The organism is Rhodococcus sp. C-2, assembly GCF_027854095.1.
GTDB lineage: Bacteria > Actinomycetota > Actinomycetes > Mycobacteriales > Mycobacteriaceae > Rhodococcus_F > Rhodococcus_F qingshengii.
Map to the genome: position 1 here is coordinate 1 of NZ_JAQGFI010000013.1, position 25,089 is coordinate 25,089.

24 protein-coding genes are annotated in these 25,089 nt (G+C 63.1%); 14 read left to right on the top strand and 10 right to left on the bottom strand.

Annotation, left to right across the window (positions count from 1 at the left end; genetic code table 11):
• Nucleotides 1-170: 170 nt before the first annotated feature.
• The 3 genes from PCS43_RS25330 to PCS43_RS25340 form a co-directional block, all read right to left on the bottom strand.
• Nucleotides 171-857, bottom strand: a complete 687-nt coding sequence (locus PCS43_RS25330; RefSeq protein WP_007728826.1) for a hypothetical protein — start codon at nucleotides 855-857, stop codon at nucleotides 171-173.
• Between the two features lie 962 nt (nucleotides 858-1,819).
• Nucleotides 1,820-2,014 (bottom strand): hypothetical protein, encoded by a 195-nt coding sequence (locus PCS43_RS25335; RefSeq protein WP_007728824.1) that lies wholly within the window; start codon nucleotides 2,012-2,014, stop codon nucleotides 1,820-1,822.
• A 289-nt stretch (nucleotides 2,015-2,303) separates the two neighbouring features.
• The gene (locus PCS43_RS25340; protein WP_007728823.1) at nucleotides 2,304-2,981 is read right to left on the bottom strand and encodes a TerD family protein; all 678 of its coding nucleotides are present in this window, start codon (nucleotides 2,979-2,981) and stop codon (nucleotides 2,304-2,306) included.
• 296 nt (nucleotides 2,982-3,277) lie between these two features.
• Here PCS43_RS25340 and PCS43_RS25345 point away from each other — a divergent pair, with 296 nt between their 5' ends.
• The 8 genes from PCS43_RS25345 (at nucleotide 3,278) to PCS43_RS25380 (ending at nucleotide 13,655) form a co-directional block, all read left to right on the top strand.
• A complete protein-coding gene (locus PCS43_RS25345; RefSeq protein ID WP_225320105.1) occupies nucleotides 3,278-5,581 on the top strand; it encodes a putative bifunctional diguanylate cyclase/phosphodiesterase in 2,304 nt (767 codons plus the stop codon).
• Nucleotides 5,574-7,964, top strand: coding sequence for a putative bifunctional diguanylate cyclase/phosphodiesterase (locus PCS43_RS25350; RefSeq protein WP_165639610.1), 2,391 nt, complete (start codon nucleotides 5,574-5,576; stop codon nucleotides 7,962-7,964). The genes PCS43_RS25345 and PCS43_RS25350 overlap by 8 nt, the downstream gene beginning before the upstream one ends.
• Before the next feature lie 46 nt (nucleotides 7,965-8,010).
• Nucleotides 8,011-8,862 carry an SDR family NAD(P)-dependent oxidoreductase gene (locus tag PCS43_RS25355; protein ID WP_209909330.1) on the top strand — a complete coding sequence of 284 codons (852 nt, stop codon included), beginning with the start codon at nucleotides 8,011-8,013 and terminating at the stop codon, nucleotides 8,860-8,862.
• A 3-nt stretch (nucleotides 8,863-8,865) separates the two neighbouring features.
• Nucleotides 8,866-9,771 (top strand): TIGR03619 family F420-dependent LLM class oxidoreductase, encoded by a 906-nt coding sequence (locus PCS43_RS25360; RefSeq protein ID WP_003943284.1) that lies wholly within the window; start codon nucleotides 8,866-8,868, stop codon nucleotides 9,769-9,771.
• 68 nt (nucleotides 9,772-9,839) lie between these two features.
• On the top strand, nucleotides 9,840-10,526 hold the full coding sequence (locus tag PCS43_RS25365) for a nitroreductase (protein WP_003943290.1): 687 nt from the start codon (nucleotides 9,840-9,842) through the stop codon (nucleotides 10,524-10,526).
• A 73-nt stretch (nucleotides 10,527-10,599) separates the two neighbouring features.
• Nucleotides 10,600-11,736, top strand: a complete 1,137-nt coding sequence (locus tag PCS43_RS25370; RefSeq protein ID WP_007728811.1) for a class I SAM-dependent methyltransferase — start codon at nucleotides 10,600-10,602, stop codon at nucleotides 11,734-11,736.
• A gap of 194 nt (nucleotides 11,737-11,930) precedes the next feature.
• Nucleotides 11,931-12,779, top strand: coding sequence for a Bax inhibitor-1/YccA family protein (locus PCS43_RS25375; protein WP_020970268.1), 849 nt, complete (start codon nucleotides 11,931-11,933; stop codon nucleotides 12,777-12,779).
• Nucleotides 12,780-12,899: 120 nt separating this feature from the next.
• A complete protein-coding gene (locus tag PCS43_RS25380; RefSeq protein ID WP_007728809.1) occupies nucleotides 12,900-13,655 on the top strand; it encodes an enoyl-CoA hydratase/isomerase family protein in 756 nt (251 codons plus the stop codon).
• Nucleotides 13,656-13,721: 66 nt separating this feature from the next.
• On the opposite strand, the gene PCS43_RS25385 is transcribed toward PCS43_RS25380, so the two are convergent.
• Nucleotides 13,722-14,939: an acetyl-CoA C-acetyltransferase gene (locus PCS43_RS25385; RefSeq protein WP_019744600.1), complete on the bottom strand. Its 1,218-nt coding sequence runs from the start codon at nucleotides 14,937-14,939 to the stop codon at nucleotides 13,722-13,724.
• 121 nt (nucleotides 14,940-15,060) lie between these two features.
• Nucleotides 15,061-16,032, bottom strand: a complete 972-nt coding sequence (locus PCS43_RS25390) for an SGNH/GDSL hydrolase family protein (RefSeq protein WP_042448870.1) — start codon at nucleotides 16,030-16,032, stop codon at nucleotides 15,061-15,063.
• 71 nt (nucleotides 16,033-16,103) lie between these two features.
• Between PCS43_RS25390 and PCS43_RS25395 the strand changes: the two genes are divergently transcribed.
• The 3 genes from PCS43_RS25395 (at nucleotide 16,104) to ilvA (ending at nucleotide 20,005) form a co-directional block, all read left to right on the top strand.
• Nucleotides 16,104-17,489 (top strand): cystathionine beta-synthase, encoded by a 1,386-nt coding sequence (locus tag PCS43_RS25395; protein WP_003943292.1) that lies wholly within the window; start codon nucleotides 16,104-16,106, stop codon nucleotides 17,487-17,489.
• 44 nt (nucleotides 17,490-17,533) lie between these two features.
• Nucleotides 17,534-18,706 (top strand): cystathionine gamma-synthase, encoded by a 1,173-nt coding sequence (locus PCS43_RS25400; RefSeq protein WP_003943272.1) that lies wholly within the window; start codon nucleotides 17,534-17,536, stop codon nucleotides 18,704-18,706.
• A gap of 135 nt (nucleotides 18,707-18,841) precedes the next feature.
• A complete protein-coding gene (gene ilvA, locus PCS43_RS25405) occupies nucleotides 18,842-20,005 on the top strand; it encodes a threonine ammonia-lyase (RefSeq protein ID WP_223304414.1) in 1,164 nt (387 codons plus the stop codon).
• A 6-nt stretch (nucleotides 20,006-20,011) separates the two neighbouring features.
• On the opposite strand, the gene PCS43_RS25410 is transcribed toward ilvA, so the two are convergent.
• Both PCS43_RS25410 and PCS43_RS25415 read right to left on the bottom strand, forming a co-directional pair.
• Complete coding sequence (locus PCS43_RS25410) at nucleotides 20,012-20,806, bottom strand: FAD:protein FMN transferase (protein WP_003943281.1); 795 nt, start codon at nucleotides 20,804-20,806, stop codon at nucleotides 20,012-20,014.
• The gene (locus tag PCS43_RS25415) at nucleotides 20,803-21,048 is read right to left on the bottom strand and encodes a hypothetical protein (protein WP_153211881.1); all 246 of its coding nucleotides are present in this window, start codon (nucleotides 21,046-21,048) and stop codon (nucleotides 20,803-20,805) included. Before PCS43_RS25415 ends, PCS43_RS25410 begins: the two co-directional genes overlap by 4 nt.
• A gap of 205 nt (nucleotides 21,049-21,253) precedes the next feature.
• On the opposite strand from PCS43_RS25415, the gene PCS43_RS25420 reads away from it, so the two are divergent.
• Nucleotides 21,254-22,354: a C40 family peptidase gene (locus PCS43_RS25420; protein ID WP_003943296.1), complete on the top strand. Its 1,101-nt coding sequence runs from the start codon at nucleotides 21,254-21,256 to the stop codon at nucleotides 22,352-22,354.
• Between the two features lie 88 nt (nucleotides 22,355-22,442).
• On the opposite strand, the gene greA is transcribed toward PCS43_RS25420, so the two are convergent.
• Genes greA through PCS43_RS25435 form a run of 3 tightly spaced genes read right to left on the bottom strand, consistent with a single transcriptional unit; the run spans nucleotide 22,443 to nucleotide 23,591 of the window.
• Entirely contained in the window at nucleotides 22,443-22,937 is a 495-nt protein-coding gene (gene greA / locus PCS43_RS25425; protein ID WP_007726385.1) for a transcription elongation factor GreA, read from the bottom strand.
• A gap of 12 nt (nucleotides 22,938-22,949) precedes the next feature.
• Nucleotides 22,950-23,111 (bottom strand): hypothetical protein, encoded by a 162-nt coding sequence (locus PCS43_RS25430; RefSeq protein ID WP_209909327.1) that lies wholly within the window; start codon nucleotides 23,109-23,111, stop codon nucleotides 22,950-22,952.
• Between the two features lie 54 nt (nucleotides 23,112-23,165).
• Nucleotides 23,166-23,591, bottom strand: coding sequence for a DUF4307 domain-containing protein (locus PCS43_RS25435; RefSeq protein WP_007726384.1), 426 nt, complete (start codon nucleotides 23,589-23,591; stop codon nucleotides 23,166-23,168).
• 303 nt (nucleotides 23,592-23,894) lie between these two features.
• Here PCS43_RS25435 and mca point away from each other — a divergent pair, with 303 nt between their 5' ends.
• Together mca and PCS43_RS25445 are read left to right on the top strand one after the other, a co-directional pair.
• The gene (gene mca, locus PCS43_RS25440) at nucleotides 23,895-24,773 is read left to right on the top strand and encodes a mycothiol conjugate amidase Mca (RefSeq protein WP_007726383.1); all 879 of its coding nucleotides are present in this window, start codon (nucleotides 23,895-23,897) and stop codon (nucleotides 24,771-24,773) included.
• Nucleotides 24,770-25,084 (top strand): hypothetical protein, encoded by a 315-nt coding sequence (locus tag PCS43_RS25445; RefSeq protein ID WP_007726381.1) that lies wholly within the window; start codon nucleotides 24,770-24,772, stop codon nucleotides 25,082-25,084. Before mca ends, PCS43_RS25445 begins: the two co-directional genes overlap by 4 nt.
• The last annotated feature ends 5 nt before the right edge of the window (nucleotides 25,085-25,089 follow it).

The window sequence follows — 25,089 nt, forward strand, 5'->3', positions numbered from 1 at the left end:
TGTCGGTTGCAGCAAACGTCGAGAAGAGCAAACTTAAAATCCGTCAAGTGTCGGTTCGAGTCCGACTGGGGGCACCACGTAGATCCTCCTGCACATTGAATCGAAAAACCCCGCTCGTCCTCTTCGGGCGGGCGGGGCTTTCCGTGGAGCAGCGACTGACCACCAAGTGGCTACTGAGCCCAGACGGTCGTCCCTGCAGGAGCATTCAGCGTGTTGACGAGATCGATGCCGGCTACGACAGCCGCGCCGCCGCCGCCGAGGATCGTTCCGGCGACACCGCCGATTCCGGCGCCTGTTGCGAGGCCACCCAGGCACAGTGCCGCGGCGACGGGGAGTCCGACGATGGTCAAGCCCAGCGGAGCGCCGACAGCGCAACCGATTCCGGCGCCGACGATGGTGCCGAGCAGGCTGCCGACCTGAGTGCCGAGTCCGAGTTGGCTCTGGAAGTGCGCAATCGCCCGATCATTCTCCTCGGGCGAGGCGACGGGCGTCCATTCCTTTGCCGCAGGCGCACTCTCGGGTCGAGGTGTTGCCTTCGCCGAATCGGTGATCGGTGTCAGCGTGAGGGTCTTACCGTCTTCACTGATCGTGCGATCGAAGGGGAACTGTAGATCCCCGAGGTTGTATGCGAGAGGCAGGGAAACAAGGTCGGCTCCCTTGCTGTCCTGCAAGACGACGGACTTGCCGTCGCCGGACACCTTGAACAGCCCGGCGTCGATGGTGGTGACGATCGACTTGTCGACGACCTTCGCTTCGTAATTCACGTCGGTCGACGGATCAGCTGATGCGATCCCTGTTGATGCTCCGACTGCAGCGACCGCTAGAGCAGTCACAGCCGCCTTCTTGAAGAAACCCATAGTTCAACCCCGTGTTCGCCTGCGTGTGCTCGCAGAAACTCGACAACTTCGGACATTGGTAAACCCCCGACAAAGCCTTCGTATTAAAGCAGACCGAAGTGACGGAAGGGATAGTTGCGCTCGGGCCGACCGGAAGCGGCCGGTGTAATCGAATGTGCAGCGTGCAGTACCAAGTTGTCGAACATGTGTGCGAAAATGTGGAGATGCGGTTGACCGAGCAATCCCCGGACTGCTGCCCCAACGGACACCGGCTCACGGCGAACACATGCCTTGTCGGTTGGGAGGTCTGCGGGTGTGCCTCGACGGAGAATGGCGGACATAGGACCCATTACTGCAGGCGATGTGGTGAAACTGTCCGGACTCCGGAGTGTGTCGGCGTGGATCCGCAGAAAAGTCGGTGGAGTTGAAGTGCTGTTACGTTGTGTTTCAAAGAGATTCGCGAGAGCCTCACCCGGCGGATCGGTGCCGGGTGAGGCTTGTGGATCAGGTAGGCGGGGCGACGGGTGCGTCGCTGCTTCCTCCCGAGCTCCCGCTCGACGAGCCGGTGCCGAACAGTAGGCTGAAGAAGCCGGAGATTGCGCCGAAGAAATCGAACATGGGCGAGCCTTTCGCGAGGACGAATGCGGTCGCGACAAGTGGCCGACTTGTGGTGGTGTTCAGAGAAGTTCCGTCGACATTGACGGTAAAGGCGTCGGACGAAGGCCGACTGCCGGATGAAATGTACGATTCGTCCCCGTTTGATACAAGTCTTTCCCGAGTAACAGTTACTTGAGGCTTAAATTATCGGGGGTGCCTGCCTGATCTGGGGGGCCTGCCTGATCTGGGGTGCCCTGCCTGCTTGGGTGGGGCAACCAGGCAGGGCAGTGGTTGGCCGTCCCTCTCAATACCGACCTACGGCGAACCATCGGCGTTGAAACTACCCACAGTTCGTGACGTGCGCCACTTACGTACCGGTACCTTCGTTAGCCGAGGTCGGACGTTGCGGCGAAGGCGGTCGTCGACGTCCCCGCGGGGACGTGGTTCATCGAGAAATCGCGGTCCCGATCAGGGTTGACGACGCTTGCCAACAGGAGCATGGCGGCGACAAAGAGAACTCCTGCGGCGAGGTAGGCGATTCTCACGGGCAGGCGCGGGCGTCGATCTGAATTCGTGGACATTCACGTTCTCCATCGGTGCATGTTGGACGAACGCCTAGTTTAACGATCAACTAATGAAAGGGTGCGAACAGTGACGCAAGATACGAAAAGGCCCTCGATCTCGGGGGAAATCGAGGGCCTTTCCGGTCGAACGTCGGCGCCGCCAAGCACATAGCGTCACCGACCCACTATCGGTGTCGAGCGTGACCCCTCATGTCCGACCCCACTTCTCGACACTATCCAGTAACTTGCGACATTGTGGATGATTCGGACATTGTCGTTCGGATGGGGGAGATCCCGTCCGCAGCCCCTACTTTCGTCCGGCAGCCCATTTCATTCCCCAGTTGTAGGCCCGATCGAGATCTGACTGACTGCCGTTGATGTACTGAACTTCGCGCGTCACCGTCACGCCTTGACCTGAACTCTGGATGAGAGCGATCGCGCACAGTCGCTCCTGGTTGCTGGCGGAGTCGAGTCGCACTTCCACCTCCGGCCCGTTGGTGGGATACAAGGTGACGACGCCGTCCACCGCCGCCCAGTTGGGAGCGCCGTCGTAGATCATCGCGAAGATCAGGATTCGCCGGAAAGCGCTTGGGTCACCAAGATTGACGTGCATGTTCTCGCCGCCGGTGTTCGCACCACTGCGGTCGTCGCCGTCGAGGGAGATGTAGGGCGGAGAAGTCAGTGAACCGAAACTGTTACCCAAGGCCTGAACTACTCCCTTGGACCCGTCGGCAAGTTCGTAGAGGCATCCGAGGTCCAGGTCGACCGCACCAGAGCCTGCGCCGGCGAGCTTGGCGAGAAAACCGGTCTTCTTCGGTGGTGCCCCCTGTGACCAGTTGAGGTTCACGCGCATATTGCCTTGTCGTTCACCCGCCTTCGCGAGGTTGACCGTCGGTGCCGATTTGGTGAGCGTGATCTTGCTCAGGCTGACCGGTGCTTGCGACGGAGTGGACTCGCCGGAACGTCGGGTGTAGTCGATTGCCATCGTGATAGTCCTTGTCTGAACTCGAATGAGTCCGATCGTGTTACCCGTCGAGGAATCTCCACCGACGTGATCGGCGATCTCCGGCCATTGTCCCTCATTGCTGATTTCAACCCATGGGCATCAAACTTGCGGCGCCAACTTGCGGCAGACCAGCAGTTTGCTGATTACTGTGTCTGTGGGCAGACGCGACTCCGAAATAGGGTGGACGCACTGGTTGACACGGCAACGTCCAATTACGGAAGAATTGCTGAGTCGGACGTCCGATTCAATTGCGTCGTGGGAGCGGGAGGTAAGTGATGCCAGTCCTGTCGCTTCTGCAACCCCGCCAGAGAGAAAGACTGACGCCCGCCCAACGTGATGACGTAACTCGTGAGCAGATAGCCGTCACCTTCGGCGTGCTGCCATGGGCCGCTGCCGTCCACCTCGTCGTCACACTCGGGCTGACGTTGTATGTAATTCCCCCGGACGGCGGACCGCTGCCGCGTGTGTGGCCATTGCTGTCCGGCGTGATCGGGTTGGTGGGGATGTGCGTGGGTCTCGCCATTCATTTCAACCTGATCACACCCACGTACCGGATGTCCTACGCGTTTCTCATCGTCGAATTTGCTGTAGTCGGGATCCTGTATTCCTCGCTCGCCCTGGTCCTGTACCCGATCCTGGACGATTCCGGCGATCTGATCCTGATAGCGGTCACCACATCGATCACCGGTGCCGGAGCCGTGGCCACCGCGATGTTGCGAGTGGTGGGGGTCACCTGGGTCCTGTCCAATCTGATAATCCTCGGGGTGGCATTCTGGCTTCAGCCGGGACCCGAGTTCGAACGAATTCTCATTGGAATGATCGCCTATGGCGCGGCTCTGATCGGCGGCACGATAGTGGTCTCGGGCAACCTGGAATCTCGCTATCGAGCTGAATTGAGCGCCGCGTCGGAACGATCGGTCGTGCAGATGCTTCTCGAAGACTTCGAAGGCAACGCCGGGGACTTCGTGTGGGAGACGGACCAGAAAGGCAAGTTCAACCGAATCCCGACGCGGCTCGCGGTCGAAGCGGGGCTGGACTCCACCGAGTTGCAGGGAACGGCGTGGCAGGACCTGTTCATGGAGTTGGGCACCCTACGGATCCCCGGCGGGATCGATGCGCTCATGGAGTTGCAGCAGGCCCGCCACACGAAGACCGCATTCGTCGACGTGCTCGTTCCGGTCCGAGTTCACGGTGAAATTCGGTGGTGGCAGATCTCCGGACGCCCGCGCCCCGGCCGTACACCCGACGAGTTCGTCTGGCGAGGAGTCGGTTCCGACGTCACGGAAGTAAAACTGCAGAGTGACGAGATCGTGCGGATGGGTCGTGTGGACGCACTCACCGGTATGCCGAACCGGCACAGCTTCTGGACCGAGCTCGAGCGACTGCTGCGCGAGCCGTACACAAGCGAAAGTGGTCTCGCGTTGGCCATGCTCGACCTCGACAACTTCAAGTCGGTCAACGACACACTGGGACACACCGTTGGCGACGCGGTTCTGCGAGAGGTCGCGGATCGCCTGTCCGAAGCCGGCGGAGTGTCACAGTTGTTCGCACGTCTGGGGGGAGACGAGTTCGCGGTTCTTTTCACCGATGTGGGTGACAGCTCACAAGTTCGTACTCTGCTCGGCCGCTACATCGAAACTCTGCACGAGCCGATCACAGTGGCCGGTACGCGGTTGGAGATCGGATGCAGCATCGGGTACTACCTCCCCGACGAGCTGCCGTCCTCCGCCGACGAGATGATGGGCGCTGCGGACCTGGCTTTGTTCGCGGCAAAGGAATCCGGGCGCGGGGCCGTACGTGAATATCGAGACTCGATGAAGTCCGTGGCCGATCGGCGGGCCCGCCTGCTCGAAGATCTGGGAAACACTGTCGCGGAGAAGGACCTCGAACTCGAGCTGTTGCCCAGGATCGACGTGGTTTCCCGCGAGATCGTGGCCGTGGAAGTCCGCGTGATCTGGCACAACGCCCGCCTCGGTGCCGTTACGTCCGCCGAATTCATGAGCGTCGCAGACGACACCGGTTTGGCGTACTCACTGGGGACTACCGTCTTCGAGTTGGCCTGCGAGGCGGCGTCCCGCCTTCCTGATCACCTGCGGGTAGCCGTCGCGGTATCGACGCGTCAGCTCGAATCGGATTCCTTTGTCGTCGCGATAGGGGACTCGCTTCGACGATCAGGTGTCAGTGCACATCAGCTCGAGCTCCAACTCAACGAATCATCGGCGATCACCGACGAGTCCAAGTTTGCGTTGCACGCCATCGCGGACATGGGAATCGCGCTGACCGTGGACGAGTTCGGCGCCGGATTCTCCTCGCTCGCATCACTGTCCGGCCTTCCGTTCACCCGAGTCCGGATAGAACGCTCCATTTCGGGTGCAGTGCCTGGTGGACGGTCGATCCTCGAAGCTGTCGTGGATCTGGTCGACGCGTTGGGAATGGAGGTCGTCGTCTCGGGAGTCGACGGTGAGGAAGACTTGAAGTCCGTGGCCGCTGCAAGGGTGAGGACTGTTCAGGGATACATCGCCGGCGGAGCCATGTCGGTCGACGCGGTCGCAGCGGCGGTAGCAGGCCGACGTGGATGACCCGGCAGTACTCCGTAGGCGTCGCGTCGGGACGTCGGTGCGCAAACTCGGTCGCAGCGGCACGGAACAACACCTCTCGGATTACGATCGCCGTCGCCTACTCGATCGACGACTGCGGTTCACCGCGCGCGTACTGCCGTGGTCGTTTCTGACCGCGGCGGTTGCCTTGTCAGCGATCGTGGTGCTTCTGCCGGTGGATGCCGGATGGTTCACCTTCGCCTGGTCGAGCGTCATGCTGTTGTCGAGCGCTGGATTCAGTGTGTATTGGCTCCGGCGCTCGCGTCTCGGCGTCTCCGAGTCCCAGACCACCGAACTGGTGGTACTCACAGTCGAAATCATTGTCTGGGGAGTGCTCCTGGCGTGCTTGGCTCTCGTTCTCTTCCCGATGCTCGATCCTCGTGACGAGTTGGTACTGAGCTCGACCTTGATCGGTGGGATCGCGGTCGGCGTGTTTCCCACCATGATGTTTCGCGGAATCACTGTGGTCTGGATCAGCCTGGTGGGAGTCGGGTTGGCCGGGGCGTTCTGGACGGAACCGGGCACATCGCGTTTCGTGCTGATCGGGGTGCTGGTCGTCTTTGTAGGTTCGCTCTACAGCGGAACTTTGCTGTTGGCCAAACTTTTCGAGAGACGGCTACGCGCCGAACTCATAGCCGAGGACGAACGAGATCTCGTCGAGTTGTTGCTCAACGATCTCGAAGACGGAGCACAGGATTGGCTCTGGGAAACCGATTCGCGCGGTATCGCCAGTACCGTGTCGTATCGATTCGCCGAGCAGGTCGGTTTGCCGGCAGCACAGATTCGGGGCCGCACAATGCACGAGATCCTGATCGGGATCGGCGCGTCCCGAACAGATGTGGGCAGGAAGTCCCTTGATCTCCTCGCCGCGAATTTTCAAGCCGGGACGGCGTTTCGGGACCTCACCATGCAGGTCGTCGTACGGGGCGATACTCGCTGGTGGTCGATGTCAGGTCACCCGGGCAGTGGCGATGGGGCGACCTACGGGTGGCGCGGTGTCGGATCCGATATCACGCACTCGTATCACCAGCGCCAGAACATCTTGCGATTGGCAGAAATCGATTCGTTGACCGGGCTCAGAAATCGGTACAGCTTCAACGCTCAACTGTCTTCGCGGATTCGGGACGGACACAGGGTGTGGCTGGCAATTCTGGATCTGGACAACTTCAAGTCGATCAACGACCGGTTGGGACACCACATCGGAGACGACGTGCTTCGCGATGTTGCCGGCAGACTGCACAGCGTTCTGCGATCGAACGAGATCTGTGGCCGACTGGGGGGTGACGAGTTCGCCATCGCCTTCGACGACCTAGCCTTCGACGACATCGGGAGTGCAGATGAGGTGGAGAAGAGATTCCAAACGATTCTCGACTCATTCGAACGACCATTTTCACTGGTCGGCAACCAGATTCGCATTCGTGCCAGTCTGGGGTACGGCTCGATGCCCGACGACGCCGACAGCCTCGAAGACCTGGTGATTGTCGCGGACCTCGCGCTTTACCACGCAAAGGAGAGCGGTCGGAACCAGATTCGCGCCTTCGATGCGACTTTGCGGGATCGTGCGACGGGTAGGGCCAGGGCATTGTTGGATCTTCGTCGTGCGTTGATCGACGAAGAGTTCGAGTTGGTTTATCAGCCACAGGTCTCGGCCGCGACGGGAGTTGTCGTCGGGTTCGAGGCTCTGCTGCGGTGGAACCATCCGACTTCAGGTCTCGTCTCGCCGGGAGACTTCATTTCGGTCGCCGAGGAAACCGGCTTGATCGTGCCGATCGGTGCAGGTGTTCTGAGGGCTGCCTGCACGGCGGCGACAACGTGGCCGGAGGACATTCGGGTTGCCGTCAATGTTTCTCAGGTGCAACTGCGTTCGAGTCGATACGTCGACTCGGTACGCCGGACACTGATCGAGGTGAACCTCCACCCCAGCCGACTCGAGATCGAGGTGACCGAATCGTTGGTCATCGACGACGCCGACCGAGATGTGTTGGTACAGCTCTCGGCGCTCGGCATCGCCATTGCGATGGACGACTTCGGCACCGGGTTCTCCTCGGTTGCCAGCTTGGCCCGGCTGCCGCTCGATCGGTTGAAGATCGATCGGGCGTTCGTCGCACCGCTGGACGCGGATCCCTCGAATTCGAGGTTCGCTGTCTTGCGAGCCGTCATCGCGATTGCCAAGTCTCTGGGGCTGGACACCGTCGCCGAGGGCGTGGAGACGGAGAGGCAGCGCGCGATAGTGACCGAGTGCGGATGTGACGTGATCCAGGGGTACCTCGAGGGAATGCCGATACGGGCAGCCGAGATTCCGCACTATTTGAATGGGCGACTCGGCGGTTCGAGCAGGTGGGGTGTCGCGGCTACCACTGAGTGAGAACTTTGCGCCCGTTTTGCCGTTCGATGTGTGACGGTACGCCGAAGTGCTTCACATCGAACTGCAGAAGGGTGTCTTCGTGGTGGTCGGATCGGCGTACTCCCCAGGGCCGATGTTGGTGGGTAAGAAGGCAGTGGTCACAGGCGGTTCCCAGGGAATCGGCGCAGCGATTGTTCGAGCATTTGCATCGCATGGCGCGTCAGTTCTGGTTGTCGACGTGGCTCCTCTTGGCGACGTCGAATTCGACTCGGCTGCAGGTGGTTCGATCAACTATCTCGAGTACGACGTGCGGACGCGGGAAGTCCCCGCCGCGTTGACCGAGTTCGCCCCGGACGTCCTTGTGAACAATGTGGGTCATTTCCTGAACCCGCCGACAGAGTTCACCGGTACGGATCCCGGTTTTTGGTCCGAGGCCGGCAGCATCAATTTCGATCACGTCGTGCGTCTGACCCATGCCCTGCTTCCCGGCTTGATCGACCGCGGTTTGGGTGGATCGATCGTGAACCTGACGACGGTGGAGGCGCATCGAGCGATCCCGGGCCACACGATGTACTCGGCATACAAGGCCGCGCTGACACAGTTCACCAGGAGCCTTGGTGTGGAGATCGGTCGAACCGGAGTGCGCGTCAACGCCATTGCCCCGGATCTGATCGAGTCGGTACAGGTGCCGTATCGCACGATCGTTCCCGCCGACGACTGGGACAAGTGGCCGGGGTGGGCACCGTTGGGCGGACCGGGCCAGCCGGTCGACATTGCCGGCCCCGCACTGTTCCTGGCTTCCGACCTGGCGAGATACATCACCGGAACCGTGATCCACGTCGACGGCGGCTCGCACGCTGCCGGAGGCTGGTTCCCCACAGAAGAGGGTGGCTGGACCAACCGGCCCCGAAAGGCTTGACACATGACAACTTTCAGTCTGAACGTTCCCAACTTCGGCACCACTCTCGCGGAGGACTCCTACGCGAAACTCGTGCAGGTCTGTCAGAACGCGGAAGCTGCCGGCTTCGACCGGGTCCTCGTCACCGATCACGTGGTGATGGGCTCGGACAACTCGGCGTACACGTGGTCGGCGTTCCCCACCGAGCCCGACGCCAACTGGCTCGAGCCGCTGACCGTCCTGGCTTTTGTTGCCGGACAGACGAAGACAATTCGCTTGGGGACCGGAATCGTCATCGCGGCGCTGCGCGGGGGAGCGGTACTGGCCAAGACGGCCGCGACACTCGATCTGCTCTCCGGGGGCCGACTCGACCTGGGCGTCGGAACAGGTTGGCAGGAACGTGAATACGAGGCGGCAGGTATGGACTTCGGTAAAAGGGGACCACTGCTCGACGACGCTCTCGCAGTGTGCCGGGCCCTGTGGAGTTCGGCGCCGGCGAGCATCGACACCCCTCGTCTGAAGTTCGACGACGTGTACTGCGCGCCCCGTCCGGCCGCTGGAATCCCGATCTGGGTGTCCGGTTCGCTCTCCAAGGCCGTTGTACGACGCGTCGCAACCTGGGGTGACGGGTGGATTCCGATCATGGGTGCCGCGGACGACGACCTACGTGAAGGGATCGACGTCATCGGCAAAGCGATGGCGGATCTCGGACGCGATCCAGCGGAATTGCAGGTCCGTGGGCGACTGACCGTCGTACGCGGGTCCGACGGTTCGATCGACCTCCCGGCGACGATGATCGGCGCCGAGCAGCTGCTCGAATCCGGTGCCACCGATGTGCTGGTTGCGCTGGCAGCAGTAGATCCGGATCCGGATGCGGCGATGGCAGAGTTCGGCGAGCTGGTGGCGGCCTTCGCAAAGGTGACCCGCTGACGATTGCGTCGAGGCGGTAGTTCTATCGTGCGAAGTGTTGTAGTGCAGCCTGATCGAGGAGAGAACACATGACCGAGAGCATCGTCGTGGATACGAGCCTGGAAGCGTTGCTCGACGCCCGGATCAGCTGCCGCGCCTACGAGGACCGTCAGGTGCCACGTGAGGTGATCGAGGAGATCCTTCGCCTGGCGCAGAAGACGCCGTCGTGGTGCAACACGCAACCGTGGCAGGTCGCGATCACCGAAGGGGAGGGCACCGAGCGATTCCGCGCCGGCCTCGGTGAGTACGTGATGGCCAACGCCCAGGAGTCGGACTTCGAGTTCCCGCGCGCGTACCAGGGCATCTACAAGTCGCGTCGGTTCGACTGCGCGATGGCGCTGTATTCGAGCGTCGGAATCGAGCACGGTGACCGCGCCGGATCCGCGGCACAGACGATGAAGAATTTCGAGCTCTTCGGCGCTCCCCACGTCGCGATCATCACCACCGACGAGGCATTGGGCACCTACGGCGCAGTCGACTGCGGGTTGTACGTGAACAGCTTCCTGCTCGCGGCCCAGAGTCTGGGGGTCGCCACCATTCCGCAGGCGGCGCTCGCGGGCAGCTCCAAGTTCATTCACGAGCATTTCGGTATCGACGACACTCGCAAGGTTGTCTGCGCGATCTCGTTCGGATACCCCGACGCCGACCACCCGGTGAACGGATTCCGCACCGAACGCGAAACCGTCGACAACGTCGTGCAGTGGATGTCGAACTGACAGGGATGTCGAACTGATCACCTGCTGGTCGGGGGATTGAGTGTTGCGTAGTTCCACCTGAAAGACTGGTGGCATGTCCGACACACCCGAACTGTTCGATCGTCTGCGCCGATTCCCCGATGTCGAGGCACCCAATCTCTTTGCCGTCGATGCGGCTGATCGTCTGATCCTCGACGAGGCCGCCGACGCTCTTGCCGCGGCACCGGCGGGCACCGTCGTCGTGATCGGCGATCACTACGGTGCGCTGACTGCCGGTGTTGCGCTCGTGCACGGAATCGCCGCCGTGCGCGTTCACCAGGATCCGCTCACCGGAGAGCTGGCCCTCGCGAACAATGCGCGCGAACTCGGATTCAGTGACGCCTTCACCTCGCACGGACTGGACGAGGAGTTGCTCAGCGGCGCCCGCGTCGTGCTTATGCAATTGCCGCGTAGCCTCGCCGAACTTGCCGAGATCGCCCAGCTGATCGCGCTTCACGCCGACCCGGCGGTTCGTGTCTTCGCCGGTGGGCGTGACAAGCACATCACCCCGGCGATGAACAAGGTTCTCGGCGAATCGTTTTCCGACGTCAGCGCCTCGCGTGGGCGTCAGAAGTCCCGCGTACTCAAGGCTTCGGAACCGAAGCCCGATGTTGCTATCACGTTCCCGGTGACCGAACGCCTCGACGAATTCGACCTCGACGTCGTTGCTCACGGCGCAGTGTTTGCCGGTGCGAGCCTGGACATCGGCACCCGGTTGCTCCTGGAGAACCTCGGAAAGATTGCGGTCGATCCGCTGAGCGACGTGATCGATCTGGGTTGTGGCAGCGGCATTCTCGCGGCGGCGATCGCGCGGAAGTTCCCGGACGTGCACGTGATCGCAACGGATCAGTCCTCGGCAGCCGTCGCTTCGGCTCTGGCGACCGCGTCCGCAAATGGCGTCGGCGATCGAGTGAGCGGCCTGCGCGACGACGCCGTGAGTTCGTTGCCCAGTGCGAGCGCGGATCTGGTTCTGTTGAACCCGCCGTTCCACGTCGGCGCGGCGGTCCACACCGGCGGAGCACTCAAGATGTTCGAAGCTGCCGGCCGTGTCCTGCGTCCCGGTGGCGAGTTGTGGACTGTTCACAACGCGCATCTGGGGTATCGCGAACCGTTGAAAGCCGCGGTGGGTCCGAGCGAGGCGATGGCGAAGAACGCGAAGTTCATCGTGATGAAGTCGGTCAAACCGTCCTAGTATCGAAAAGGGACGAGTGTCGAAGAGTGTTGATCTTCCGGAAATGCGCCGGGAACTACAACCGAAGCTTCGACGTTGTAAATTACGAGTGCTTTACTTTTAGTCAGGTACACGGACCGTGTCGGAAACTCGGATCCGTCCGGCGAACCCGCGACGCACCCGTCGTAGGCCACCACGATGAAGGGATGATCACGGTGCGCACCACCAGCAACCCGGTGTTCCGCAATCTGCCCAAGCAAGAGGGCAACGGATACGCCTCGTTCGGATCTGCGACGGCGGGCGCCTCGCAGGCAACCCAGCAGTTCGGTCAGCCGCAGTACGCTCCGGCCGAGCCGTACCAGACCGGTCCCACCTCGCGGGCCATGACGATCGACGACGTCGTCACCAAGACGGGCATCACGCTCGGTGTGCTGACGATCTCGGCACTGGTGTCGTACTTCCTGGTCAACAACAACGCCGACCTCGCAGCCCCGCTGGTCATCGGCGGCGGTCTCGTCGGCCTCGTTCTGGTTCTGGTCGCTACGTTCGGCCGCAAGATGGACAACCCGGCAATCGTGTTGGCGTACGCCGCGGCCGAGGGCCTGTTCCTCGGTGCGCTGTCGTTCATGTTCACCTTCCAACTCCAAGGCGCTGACGCGTCGATGCTGATTGCGCAGGCGGTCCTCGGAACCTTCGGCGTGTTCTTCGGCATGTTGGTCGTCTACAAGACCGGTGCGATTCGGGTGACACCTCGTCTGACGCGAATGATCATCGGTGCGTTGATCGGTGTTGTCGTTCTGGCGCTCGGTAACCTCGTCGCGAGCTTCTTCACCGAGGGCGGACTGGGACTGCGTGACGGTGGAACCGTCGCCATCATCTTCAGCCTCGTCTGCATCGGCATCGCAGCCTTCAGCTTCCTGCTCGACTTCGACGCCGCTGATCAGCTGATCCGCGCACAGGCGCCCGAGAAGGCAGCCTGGGGCGTCGCATTCGGCCTCACCGTCACCTTGGTCTGGCTGTACGTCGAGATCCTGCGTCTGCTGAGCTACTTCAACAACGACTAGTTCTCGAGTCGATCCGTAACACGAAGAAGGGCCCCGCGAGGGGCCCTTCTTTTGTCGTCTGTGGACGGTTACGGTGCTTGGATACCTAGCAACTGCTTGGTTTGGAACGAAGGGGAGCGAATGTCGACAAACACCTCTGAACCCATCCTGGTCGCGGATGCCGGAGCAGTGCGAACGCTGACCTTCAATAATCCGAGTCGCCTGAACGCATTTGATGCAGCCGGTTTTCGAGCGTTCACCAAAGCGCTCGACGACGCGGCGTCGGACGAAGCCGTGGCCGTGGTGATCGTCGAGGGCGCAGGCAAGGCATTTTCCAGTGGCGTCGACCTACGCGCACTCGCCGAACCAGGCGCAGACAACGCCGACTTCGGCCACGCATTCGCGCCGCTGATCGTCGCGCTGGTGGAGTTCCCGAAGCCATTGATCGCCGCGGTACACGGCGCTGCCGTCGGCATCGGCCTGACCATGCTGCTTTACTGCGACGTCGTCTACGTTGCCGAGGACGCACGTCTGCGGGCACCGTTCACTTCGCTGGGTACCGCTCCCGAAGCTGCCAGTAGTTGGTTGCTGCCCAAGGTGATCGGAACGCAGCGAGCCGCCGAGCTGATCCTGTCGGCCCGGTGGCTCAGCGGCGTCGAAGCGGCCGACTACGGACTGGCGAACGTGGCCGTACCGGCCGAAGAGGTTCACATCCGTGCTCGGGAGAGCGCCGAGCAGATTGCCGCCAACGTCGGACCGGCAGTTCTTGCCGCCAAACGACTGCTCCGTCACGGATGGGCGGACGAAGCTCGCGCTGCCGTGCAGCGTGAGGACGACGCTGCGCGAGAGTTGATTCGCGAGTTGGGGAGTTTTGCTCGGAAGTTCACGACTACCTGAAACCCGACCACACGAAAGCGGCCGCCCGGCAGAAGCCGGGCGGCCGCTTTCGACGTGCTCAGGGGATCAGCTGAGGCGCTCGATCACCATTGCCATGCCCTGTCCGCCGCCGACACACATGGTCTCGACGCCGAAGGTCTTGTCCTGCTCCTGCAGGTTGTTGATCAGGGTGTTGGTGATACGGGCACCGGTCATACCGAAGGGGTGACCCAGCGCGATCGCGCCACCGGAGATGTTGAGCTTGTCCTCTTCGATGCCCAGTTCGCGAGCGGATCCGAGGACCTGCACTGCGAATGCCTCGTTGATCTCGAACAGGTCGATGTCGGAGATCGACTTGCCGGCGATCTTCAGGGCGTTCTTGACGGCCTGGATCGGGCCGAGGCCCATGATCTCGGGGGACAGGCCCGAGACGCCGGTGGAGACGATGCGAGCGAGCGGGGTCAGGCCGAGTGCCTTTGCCTTGGTGTCGGACATGATCACCAGTGCGGCTGCGCCGTCGTTGAGCGGGCAGGCATTGCCGGCGGTGACGGTGCCATCGGGGCGGAAGACGGGCTTGAGGCCGCTGATGCCCTCGTAGGTGGTGCCGGCGCGGGGGCCGTCGTCCTTGGAGACGACGGTGCCGTCGGCGAGCGTGACGGGCGTGATCTCACGCTCGAAGAAGCCGCGCGCGATGGCTTCCTCGGCGCGGTTCTGGCTGCGAACTGCCCAGCGGTCCTGGTCTTCGCGGGTGATGCCGGTGGCCGAAGCGACGTTCTCGGCGGTCTGGCCCATGCCCAGGTACACGTCGGGGATCAGGCCCTCTTCGCGAGGATCGGTCCAGGCGACTCCACCTTCGGCGAGCTTGGCGCTACGGGCCTGCGCTGCGTCGAAGAGCGGATTCTTGGTGTTGGGGAGGCCGTCGGCGTTGCCGGTGATGAAGCTGGAGACGGACTCGACGCCGGCGGAGATGAAGACGTCGCCCTCGCCTGCGCGGATGGCGTGCAGCGCCATGCGGGTGGTCTGCAGCGAGGAGGAACAGTAACGGTTGACCGTGACACCGGGGAGGAAGTCGTAGCCGAGCTGGACGGCGACGACGCGGGCGATGTTGAAGCCCGACTGACCGGCGGGCTGGCCGCAACCGAGCATGAGGTCGTCGATCTCGGTGGGGTCGAGCTCGGGGATCTTTGCCAACGCGGCGGCAACCATCTGAGTTGCGAGGTCATCCGGGCGGATGTCCTTGAGCGAACCCTTCATTGCGCGGCCGATGGGCGACCGTACTGCTGAGACGATTACTGCCTCGGGCATGAAAACTCCTTTTGTGTACTGCTCGAGGGCGGCTTGAAACGCCGTCGAGCAGGGCAAGTTGAATGCAGCTTCGACTTACAATTTACGTTGCCGCTCCCAGATGGTGGTCACGCAGTCTCACTCAGTTGACGTCGGGGCGCTGACCTGCAGGTTTGGTGCGTCTCGCGAAGGCTTTCCACTGGGTTGCCGCCGCCGTCAGTCGGGCCGCGACGGTGCGGGCTTGCGCCGCCTCCGAGACGTGGGGGAGTTCGGGTAGCGGGCCACCCTGCCATTCACCCAGAGCCGACGCGAGAACCGGGACGATCTGCTTCGCCGCGAGTTCGTATCCGGCCGCGGACGGATGGAAACGGTCGGCCGAGAACATCGTGTCGGGCGAGGCCAGGAATTCCTTGGCCAGCAGGTCGGCCAGTGGAACGGGATGACCCCCGGCGTTTCTGGTCGCGGCCGCCTGGGCGAGTGCGAGGCGATGGCCCCATTCGCGCACCACGGAGCGCAGAGGTTGCGGGATCGCCGTGACCACCCCCAGATCCGGGCAGGTGCCGACAACAACGACGGCGCCGCTCTCGCGTAAGCGTCGAACCGCGTCGCCGAGGCGTTTAGCCGACGCGTGAATCGCGTTCTTGGCGGTGACGTCGTTGGCGCCGATCAGGATCACCGCAGCGTCCGGGGGAGGACCGGCGACGAACATGGCGTCGACCTGCCCACTCAACCCGCGGGAGGTGGCGCCCCCGATGGCCTTGGTGCTCAAACGGATTCGCTTCCCGGTTTCACTCGCAAGCAGCTTCGCGACCTGAACACCCGGAACTTCCGAGGCCGTCAGCGCGCCCACGCCGGCCGCAGACGAATCGCCGAAGATCATCAAGTGGAGATCGAAGGGCACGGCCCGCCACCAGAGTTCCGGGTTGTCGGCGCCGGGCGCGTACACCCCGTCCGCCTCGGGTGGCTTGGCGATATTGCGACCGATCACCCCGCGGGCCGCCCCCGCCTGCGACATCAGATAGTTGTAGCCCAACCAGGAGAGCGTGCCTGCACTCGATCCGGCCACCACCGTGGCCACCGACGCTTTCAGTCCGGTTCGACTCACACTTGCCAATCTAGCCGGATTGCACCACCTTCGCCCGACGTCCGCGCGCACCGTTTTCTTTCATCTGGGAACATGGACGAATGCGCATCGCGGAACACGTCGTCGACCTCATCGGCAACACCCCACTCGTCAAGCTCACGTCCGTCACGGGCGAAAACTTCGGCACGGTGGCAGCCAAGGTCGAATACCTCAACCCTGGCGGTAGCTCCAAGGACCGCATCGCCGTCAAGATGATCGACGCAGCCGAGGCTTCGGGTGAACTGAAGCCGGGCGGCACCATCGTCGAGCCGACCTCGGGCAACACCGGAATCGGCTTGGCGCTCGTGGCGCAAAAGCGTGGATACAAGTGCGTTTTCGTCTGCCCAGACAAGGTCAGCGAAGACAAGCGCAACGTCCTGCGCGCCTACGGCGCCGAGGTGGTCGTGTGCCCCACGGCCGTCGCGCCGGACAACCCGAACAGCTACTACAGCGTCTCCGACCGTCTCACCCGTGAGATCCCCGGCGCCTGGAAGCCCAACCAGTACTCCAACCCGGGCGGACCGGAGAGCCACTACGAGACCACCGGCCCCGAGATCTGGGCCGACACCGACGGCAAGATCACGCACTTCGTCGCGGGCGTCGGCACCGGCGGCACCATCACCGGCACCGGCCGCTACCTCAAGGAAGTTTCGGGCGGCAAGGTCAAGGTCATCGGCGCAGACCCCGAGGGCTCCGTCTACTCCGGCGGCACCGGTCGTCCGTATCTGGTCGAAGGCGTCGGCGAAGACTTCTGGCCGTCGGCATACGACCCGTCCATCCCGGACGAGATCATCGCCGTCTCGGATGCCGATTCCTTCGAGATGACGCGTCGCCTCGCCCGCGAGGAGGGACTGCTGGTCGGCGGTTCCTGCGGTATGGCCGTCGTCGCTGCCCTCGAAGTAGCCAAGCGTGAGGGCCCCGACGCCCTGATCGTCGTCCTCCTCCCGGACGGTGGCCGCGGCTACCTGTCCAAGATCTTCAACGATCAGTGGATGGCGTCGTACGGATTCCTGCGCACCCCACTCGACGGCAAGACCAACGTCCCCACCGTCGGCGACGTTCTGCGTGGTAAGTCGGGCGAGCTGCCGGACCTCGTTCACACCCACCCGTCGGAGACCCTGCGCGACGCGATCGAGATCCTGCGCGAGTACGGCGTGTCCCAGATGCCCGTCGTGGGTGCGGAACCGCCGGTCATGGCAGGCGAGGTCGCCGGAAGTGTGTCCGAGCGGGATCTGCTGAGCGCGGTCTTCGAAGGCCGTGCGCACCTTGCGGATTCCGTCGAGAAGCACATGAGCAAGCCGTTCCCGCTCATCGGTTCCGGCGAGCCGGTCTCGGCTGCCACGAAGGCGCTCGGGGACACCGACGCACTCATGGTCGTCGACGACGGCAAGCCGGTCGGTGTCATCACGCGCCACGATCTCCTGGGTTTCCTGAGTTCGGATTCCTGAGTTCGGATTCCTGCGCCGGCACCGGCGCCATTAGGCTGGGGACCATGAGTGAGCAACGCAGCAAGGCCGACAACATCAGCTGGCAGGGTTTCTCCACGAAAGCGGTGCATGCGGGTTACGAACCCGATCCGCTGACCGGTGCGGTCAACGTGCCGATCTACGCGAGTTCCACCTTCGCCCAGGACGGCGTCGGTGGAATGCGCAGTGGCTTCGAGTACGCGCGAACGGGTAACCCCACCCGTCGCCCACTCGAGGCGAACCTCGCCGCGCTCGAATCTGGAACCTACGGCCGAGCGTTCAGTTCGGGAATGGCGGCCACCGACTGCCTGCTCCGTTCGGTACTTCGACCCGGCGATCACCTGGTCATCCCCGACGACGCGTACGGCGGAACCTTCCGTCTCATCGACAAGGTGTTCACGCAGTGGGGGATCGAGTACACCCCGGCTCCGGTGTCCGACGTCGATGCGGTGCGCGCGGCGATGAAGTCCAACACCAAGCTGGTCTGGGTCGAGACGCCCACGAACCCGCTGCTCAATATCGGTGACATCGAGCTCCTTGCCGAGGTCGCCCACGAGGGCAACGCAAAGATCGTGGTGGACAACACCTTCGCCTCGCCGTACCTGCAGCAGCCGCTGCAGCTCGGTGCCGACATCGCGCTGCACTCCACGACCAAGTACATCGGCGGACACTCCGACGTGGTCGGTGGCGCTCTCGTCTGCAACGACGAAGAACTGGACACCGCGTTTGCCTTCCTGCAGAACGGATCCGGCGGCGTTCCCGGCCCCTTCGACGCGTTCCTGACGTTGCGCGGAATCAAGACACTGGCGCTGCGCATGGAGCGTCACAGTGACAACGCGGAGAAGGTCGTCGAATTGCTCGACGGCCACCCCGCGGTTGCCGGCGTCATCTACCCCGGACTGGCTTCGCATCCGTCGCACAAGGTCGCGGCCAAGCAGATGCGACGCTTCGGCGGCATGATCTCCGTCCGCCTCAAGGGCGGCAAGGCGGCAGCTCTCGACCTGTGCTCGCGCACCGAGATCTTCACGCTGGCAGAATCTCTCGGCGGAGTCGAATCCCTCATCGAATTCCCCGGTGCGATGACCCACGCCTCGACGGCCGGTTCCGCTCTCGAGGTTCCCGACGATCTGGTTCGCCTGTCGGTCGGCATCGAAGACGCCTCCGATCTGGTCGGCGACATCGAGCAAGCGCTGTCCTGATCTTCGCTCTACAGTAATTCGACTTCGAATCTGCAGTGCGCCTTCACACCTCACGAGGGTGTGGAGGCGCACTTTCTGGAGGCATGCGTGAATCTCGAACAGATAAAGGCTGCACAGCAACTGCTCGCCCCGGTCATGCGACGCACCCCGGTCGTGGCCTCGCGAGTGTTGTCCGAAACCACCGGCTTCGCCGTGAGTTTGAAATGTGAAAATCTGCAGCGCACCGGCTCTTTCAAACCGCGCGGTGCGTACAACCGCATTGCCAATCTTTCCGCAGAGGAACGGGCAGCGGGCGTGGTGGCGGCCAGTGCCGGTAACCATGCGCAGGGAGTTGCCTGGTCTGCAACAGAATTGGGAATCAAGTCGACCGTCTTCATGCCGACGGGTGCGCCGCTGCCGAAGTTGGTGGCCACCAAGGCATATGGAGCTCAGGTCCACCTGCACGGTTCGACTGTCGACGAAGCGCTCGTGGCCGCTCGCGAATTCGCGGACCGAACCGGAGCAGTTCTGGTCCACCCGTTCGACCACGAGGACGTCGTGGCGGGGCAGGGGACTGTGGGGCTCGAAATCCTCGAGCAACTGCCTGAGGTCGGCACGATCCTCGTTCCCACCGGCGGCGGCGGTTTGATCGCCGGAGTGGCTGCAGCCGTCAAAGCTGTGCGCCCGCAGGTCCGCATCGTCGGAGTGCAAGCCGAGACCGCGGCTGCCTGGCCGGCGTCGTTGGCAGCCGGGAAGCCGACCGCCTTGGCGTCGATGTCCACGATGGCAGACGGTATCGCCGTTGGCTGCCCGGGCGAGGTTCCGTTCGCCGAAGTTGCCGCCCATGTCGACGCCGTGGTGACGGTCAGCGAGGAAGCGCTGTCCAAAGCGCTCCTGCTGTGCCTCGAACGCGCCAAGCTCATCGTCGAACCGGCCGGCGTCGCGGCCGTCGCGGCCTTGATGACCTGTACTCCGGAGGAGCTGGGACTGACAGGGCCGGTGTGCGCCGTGCTTTCCGGCGGCAACATCGATCCGCTACTTCTCACGCACGTCATCTCGCACGGTCTGCGAGCGGCCGGACGGTTCCTCGGAGTTCACATCACCATCGACGATCGGCCGGGCGCACTGGTCTCGTTGCTCGAAGTGGTTCGAGCGAACGGCGCCAGCGTGGTCGATGTCATCCATTCCCGTACCGGTGGCGAACTTGCACTCGACGAAGTGGAAGTCTTCCTCACCGTCGAGACGCGTGGTCCGGACAACAAGGCGGAACTTCTGACGGCCTTCGACCGCGCCGGTTACGCAGTACGACTGCAGAACTGAGGCGAGTTACTCGTCAGGCCAGCCGCCCAGAACCGTCACGCGGTACTCCTGGTCGACCAGCCTGGCGGGTACGTCGAGTTGATGTAGCCAGTCGATGGCCGAACCGCCCATGCCGACCGCAACCCGACTGAATGCGGCGGCCTGAGCGCAGGAGGATGCAATCACCGACACCGTGCGCCACATCGGCGTCGCCGTCGATTCGCGGTGCAGTGGCTTGACGGTGCTGGCCGTGGCGATCCCGCAGTCGGACGGAAGTGCTACCTGGCAGGTCGGGTCGCCGGGCAGGTCTTGCACCTGAATCTGCCAGCCGTCTTCCGGCGCCGGGCCGGCAACCGCGATGTCCCCGCCGAGGCCGACCAGCACGCCACACCCGAGAAGAGTCGCAGTGGACGCGGCACAGTGGTCCGCTGAACTGGCGCGGGCCGTCGCGGACAGATCGAGAACGACGTCGTCCGGGCTGTACACGCGGTTGTTCTCGACGCGAATCTTCCACCAGGAGTGAGGGTCTGCCGACCCGGCCGTCGGCGTGAGTTTGCCGTCGGTCAGTCGTGCGACAGCCAACGCGTCTTCGAGGAAGTGCGCGAACATCGGGGTCACGGCGACGCCGTCGACGTTGCTCGCGGCGCTGACATAGGTACGAATCTCGGAGTCGGCACGATCTCGATTGGTGGCGGCGTCGGCAGCGGTGAGGTACCCGCGAACCAGGCTGGCCGCGGAGGGAAGGACTTCAGGGTCGGTGACGACGACCCGGGCCTGAACCCCCCACGTGAGCCACTCGGAGGCCGAGCGCGGAGTACTCACGAACCGTTGGAGACGGCGTCCGGGGTTCCGAATCCGGCGACCACGACGGGCCGCTTCGCTACGGGATTCTTGGTGTGAGAAGCCGACGTGTCCGGTGCGAGTGCCGTGGCAGTGGGAGAAGAAACGAGTGAAAGTCCGCCGCTTGCGAGTGCTCCCGCCACAGCCGTGGCTGCGAGGGCGAGGCGAACGGGTCGATACACCGTAGTGCGTCCCCGGGCGGGTCGTGGCCGATCGTCGCTCATGGACTCAGCTTGCACGCCGAACCTGAGAAAAGCCTTGGCGTCTGTAGTCATTTGCGTAACGCCCGCCGAGATAAATGAGACATTGGTTACAGGAGTCGCGAGACTGAGCCGTGTCGAATGCATGTTCGAAAGAGTAGATGTTCGCACCGACAAGTTTCGGGTACGACCACGTACGTGGATTTTCAGAGGTTTATCGGAGGTTCGGATGGCAGTCGGTGTCCTGGCGATCGCTGTGTCGATCGGCACCGCACTGGGCGTGATGAGTGGAACTCTCGGAGCGCCCGCACAAGTCGAGAAGAACGAGTCTTCGAATGCTGCAGTCTCACTTGCAGCCTGGAACGGACCGGCACGAACTCAGGACACACCTGAGGGAATCGTGCCTTCCGTACCCTCCAACTTTCCGGGAGCGACATTGGCGCCCGTGGGAGCGGTGGCAGTGTTCGCGCCGTGGATCAAAAAGGCCGGTGCTCTGTGCTCGGAGATCACGCCCGCGGTGATCGCCTCGCTGTACTCGGTCGAGAACGGATTCAAGTACGGACCCGATACCGACATCTCACCGGAAGGTGGGCGCGGGCCTGGCCGCTTCACCACCGCAGCGTGGACGGCATACGGCAAGGACGGTGACGGCGACGGAAAGATGGACATCCTGGGCGTTGCCGATCCGGTGATGACAACCGGATACCGGTTGTGCGATCTCGTGAAGCAAGCGCAGTCCTGGCAGAAGTCCGGTGAGGTCGAGGGCGATACCGTCGACCTCGCGCTCGCTGCCTACGACGTCGGGCCGGACGCAGTTCGCGAAGCGGGCGGCGTTCCGGCAGACAAGTCGGGCGAGGTTCCTGCGGAGCAGGCGGTCGCCGCTCCGTTCGTCGCCCAGATCAAATCGTTGCAGGACTCGTTCGCCCTGATGCTTGCGCCCTTCGACTACAACAACCTCGCCGCAGCGGTGGGCGGCGTCGTCGAGGCCGGTCTGAAGTTTCTCGGATTGCCGTACGTGTGGGGTGGCGGAAACATCAACGGGCCGTCGATGGGCGGGTTCGACTGCTCGGGGCTGACGTCGTACGCGATCCACGCGGCCACCGGGGTGACTCTGCCCCGGACCTCGGAGACGCAGTGGGGTGTCGGCGTCGAGATCCCGCTGGATCAGGCGCAGCCCGGTGACCTGTTGTTCGGCAACTGGCAGGCAGGCGGCCCCGGCCACGTGGCGATCTACGTCGGCAACGGTCAGATGCTTCACGCACCCACGTTCGGCGACGTGGTGAAGGTCGGCCCGATCTTCGCCGGCATGAAGGCTCGCCGCGTGGTGTGAGTGGGCAGGAAACGGCGAGCGTCGACAGAGCAAGAAGCGCCACCCGACCGAGTCGGGTGGCGCTTCTTTTCAGAGCTGGTACAGCCGATCAGCTGTGGTAAGGCTCCGCGCTCAGCAGCGTGACCTTCATGGTGCTGCCGTTGGGCAGGTTGTACTCACGCGTGTCGCCGACCTTGGCTTCGAGCAGCGCGCCGCCCAGCGGTGAGTTCGGCGAGTAGACCTCGAGCTTGGCGTCACGTGCGCCTTCTTCGCGGGTAGCGATCAGGAACGTCTCGGTGTCACTCTCGTCGCCGTCGTAGTAGACCTTGACTACGGATCCGGGCAGTGCGACACCGGACTGAGTGGGGGCCTCGCCGACCTTTGCGCTGTTCAGCAGCTCCTGGAGCTGGCGAATGCGGGCTTCCTGCTGACCCTGCTCTTCGCGGGCAGCGTGGTAGCCGCCGTTCTCCTTCAGGTCGCCCTCTTCGCGACGCTCGTTGATCTCGGCGGCGATGACCGGGCGATTGGCGATGAGCTGGTCGAGTTCGTTCTTGAGCCTGTCATGTGATTCCTGGGTAAGCCAGGTCACCTGGGTCTCGGTCATCTCGATCACTCCCTAGTAGTCGGAGCCGGGGGCTCCCTCGACGATCGCTGCAACAGCAGCGAACAACGACAACAGAAGCACCACCAGGGATGCAACCTTGCCGTCAAACCTTGCGTCAATGCAGCAATACACGGTTCCACCCGGAACCGTGTATCGGGCAATTCTATCACGCATGACTACCCGCCCTGTCCGGCGTCAAACGTCCGGCAGGGTGGGTGCGTTCCGAGGTCAGCTCTTGGTCAGGTACTCCGGAACGTCGAAGCTGCAGCCGTAGACGTCGGCCATGCCTGGCGGCTGGGACGTCTTGACCTCGGTGTTGAACTCGAGGGTCTGATGTTCCGACGACGGGACGTAGACCTCACGTCGACCGGTTTCGGAGCCGTCCTTCGAGCGTGCGCGCACGATGCACATCGCTTCACGCGACGAGTCGTCGCGTGTGACGGTGAAACGGATCTTCACCGTGGAGTCGTTGGCGATGTCGAACGAGATGGTCTCGGTCTCGATTTCCTTGACCGCAAATTTTCCGTACGCGTAGTACGCGATTCCGCCGCCTACGACGATGACGAGAGCGGTCAGAGCCCACACCATCCACTTGCGGGGACTGCCCGTGCGAGTTGTGCTCGGGTACCGATCTTGGGGAAGCGGTTTGCTCATCACTCTGCTCTCGAAGACTCGAGTTCGCGTGTCGTGCAGCAACTGACTGTGTCCCGCCGGATTACCGAAGGGGTCACGGCTGCGCCAGGAACTCTCGGGTGGAACTATAGAGGACGTATCCCGTCGCGCCGTCGGTAGGTTTGTCGGCAGTCGGTACGTTTGACGGCAACGGCCCGGAGTAATCCGAGCGGTGCACAGCGTGTGATTCGAAGACTGCCGGTGACGGCTACAGGTGAACTGCCGGTGACGGCTACAGGTGAACTGCCGGCAACGGCTACAGGTGAAGTTGAGGTGAACGAACACGTGAGCGGATTCCGGCTCATGGCCGTCCATGCCCATCCCGACGACGAGTCGAGCAAGGGTGCGGCCACCACCGCCCGTTATGCAGCCGAAGGCCACGAAGTGATGGTCCTGACGCTCACCGGGGGTGAGCGTGGCGACATTCTCAACCCGGCCATGGACGTTCCCGGTGTCCGCGATCGAATCAGCGAAGTTCGCCAGGAGGAGATGGCCGAGGCCGCTCGCATCCTGGGCGTGAAGCAGCGCTGGCTCGGTTTCGTCGATTCCGGGCTTCCCGAGGGCGACCCTCTTCCGCCGCTGCCCGAAGGGTGCTTCGCCCTCGTTCCGCTCGAAGAGTCGACGCGCGCTCTGGTGAAGGTGATTCGCGAGTTCCGTCCCCACGTCGTCACGACGTACGACGAGAACGGCGGATACCCGCACCCGGATCACATCCGGTGCCACGAGGTGACGATGGCAGCCTACGAAGCCGCCGCCGATCCCGAGTACTTCCCCGAGGACGGTCAGCCGTGGGAAATCAAGAAGGTCTACTACTCGCACGGATTCATCCGTAAGCGCCTCGAACTCTTCCAGGAGGAGTACGAGCGTCGCGGAGAGCCGTTCCCGATGGCGGACTGGCTCAAGAAGTGGAAGACCGAACGCGGCGACATGATGGTCCGGGTGACCACTCAGGTCACGTGCGGCGACTACTTTCCCCAGCGTGACGATGCTCTGCGCGCACACGCGACGCAGATCGATCCCAACGGTTCGTTCTTCGCTGTGCCGCTCGACATTCAGCAGAAGATCTGGCCCACCGAGGAATTCGAGCTCGCCAAGACGCGGGTCACCACGTCCATTCCGGAAACCGACCTGTTCGCAGGTCTCGAAGAGGACGCTCAGAAGTGAATGCTCTGTCCGCCGAGGTAGTTCTCGGCACCACACAATTTCTTGCTCAGACGCCCAGTAACCCATCCGGCCCGGAGTTCGGAAAGTCGTCTCCGGTCGGCCTGCTGGTGATTCTTGCGCTGCTCATCGGTGTGATCCTCCTGGTTCGGTCAATGAACCGCCAGCTCAAGAAGCTGCCGGAGACGTTCGAACCGGATCATCCCGAACTCGATCAGCAGGCAGACGAAGGCACCGACCGGGGAGCTATCACTGCTCCGAGCCCGGCGGAACCCAACGTCTCTACCGAGAAGAAGCCCAAGCAAGAATCCTGAGACGA

What these genes read in the sequence shown, in the direction of transcription:
- PCS43_RS25360 (WP_003943284.1), top strand. Translation starts at nt 8,866, where the DNA reads ATGACAACTTTCAGTCTGAACGTTCCCAACTTCGGCACCACTCTCGCG.
- PCS43_RS25400 (WP_003943272.1), top strand. Translation starts at nt 17,534, where the DNA reads ATGAGTGAGCAACGCAGCAAGGCCGACAACATCAGCTGGCAGGGTTTC.
- PCS43_RS25330 (WP_007728826.1), bottom strand. Translation starts at nt 857, where the DNA reads ATGGGTTTCTTCAAGAAGGCGGCTGTGACTGCTCTAGCGGTCGCTGCA.
- PCS43_RS25415 (WP_153211881.1), bottom strand. Translation starts at nt 21,048, where the DNA reads ATGAGCGACGATCGGCCACGACCCGCCCGGGGACGCACTACGGTGTAT.
- PCS43_RS25395 (WP_003943292.1), top strand. Translation starts at nt 16,104, where the DNA reads ATGCGCATCGCGGAACACGTCGTCGACCTCATCGGCAACACCCCACTC.
- PCS43_RS25335 (WP_007728824.1), bottom strand. Translation starts at nt 2,014, where the DNA reads ATGTCCACGAATTCAGATCGACGCCCGCGCCTGCCCGTGAGAATCGCC.
- PCS43_RS25420 (WP_003943296.1), top strand. Translation starts at nt 21,254, where the DNA reads ATGGCAGTCGGTGTCCTGGCGATCGCTGTGTCGATCGGCACCGCACTG.
- PCS43_RS25380 (WP_007728809.1), top strand. Translation starts at nt 12,900, where the DNA reads ATGTCGACAAACACCTCTGAACCCATCCTGGTCGCGGATGCCGGAGCA.
- greA (WP_007726385.1), bottom strand. Translation starts at nt 22,937, where the DNA reads ATGACCGAGACCCAGGTGACCTGGCTTACCCAGGAATCACATGACAGG.
- PCS43_RS25340 (WP_007728823.1), bottom strand. Translation starts at nt 2,981, where the DNA reads ATGGCAATCGACTACACCCGACGTTCCGGCGAGTCCACTCCGTCGCAA.
- PCS43_RS25365 (WP_003943290.1), top strand. Translation starts at nt 9,840, where the DNA reads ATGACCGAGAGCATCGTCGTGGATACGAGCCTGGAAGCGTTGCTCGAC.
- PCS43_RS25435 (WP_007726384.1), bottom strand. Translation starts at nt 23,591, where the DNA reads ATGAGCAAACCGCTTCCCCAAGATCGGTACCCGAGCACAACTCGCACG.
- PCS43_RS25370 (WP_007728811.1), top strand. Translation starts at nt 10,600, where the DNA reads ATGTCCGACACACCCGAACTGTTCGATCGTCTGCGCCGATTCCCCGAT.
- PCS43_RS25430 (WP_209909327.1), bottom strand. Translation starts at nt 23,111, where the DNA reads ATGCGTGATAGAATTGCCCGATACACGGTTCCGGGTGGAACCGTGTAT.
- ilvA (WP_223304414.1), top strand. Translation starts at nt 18,842, where the DNA reads ATGCGACGCACCCCGGTCGTGGCCTCGCGAGTGTTGTCCGAAACCACC.
- PCS43_RS25345 (WP_225320105.1), top strand. Translation starts at nt 3,278, where the DNA reads ATGCCAGTCCTGTCGCTTCTGCAACCCCGCCAGAGAGAAAGACTGACG.
- PCS43_RS25385 (WP_019744600.1), bottom strand. Translation starts at nt 14,939, where the DNA reads ATGCCCGAGGCAGTAATCGTCTCAGCAGTACGGTCGCCCATCGGCCGC.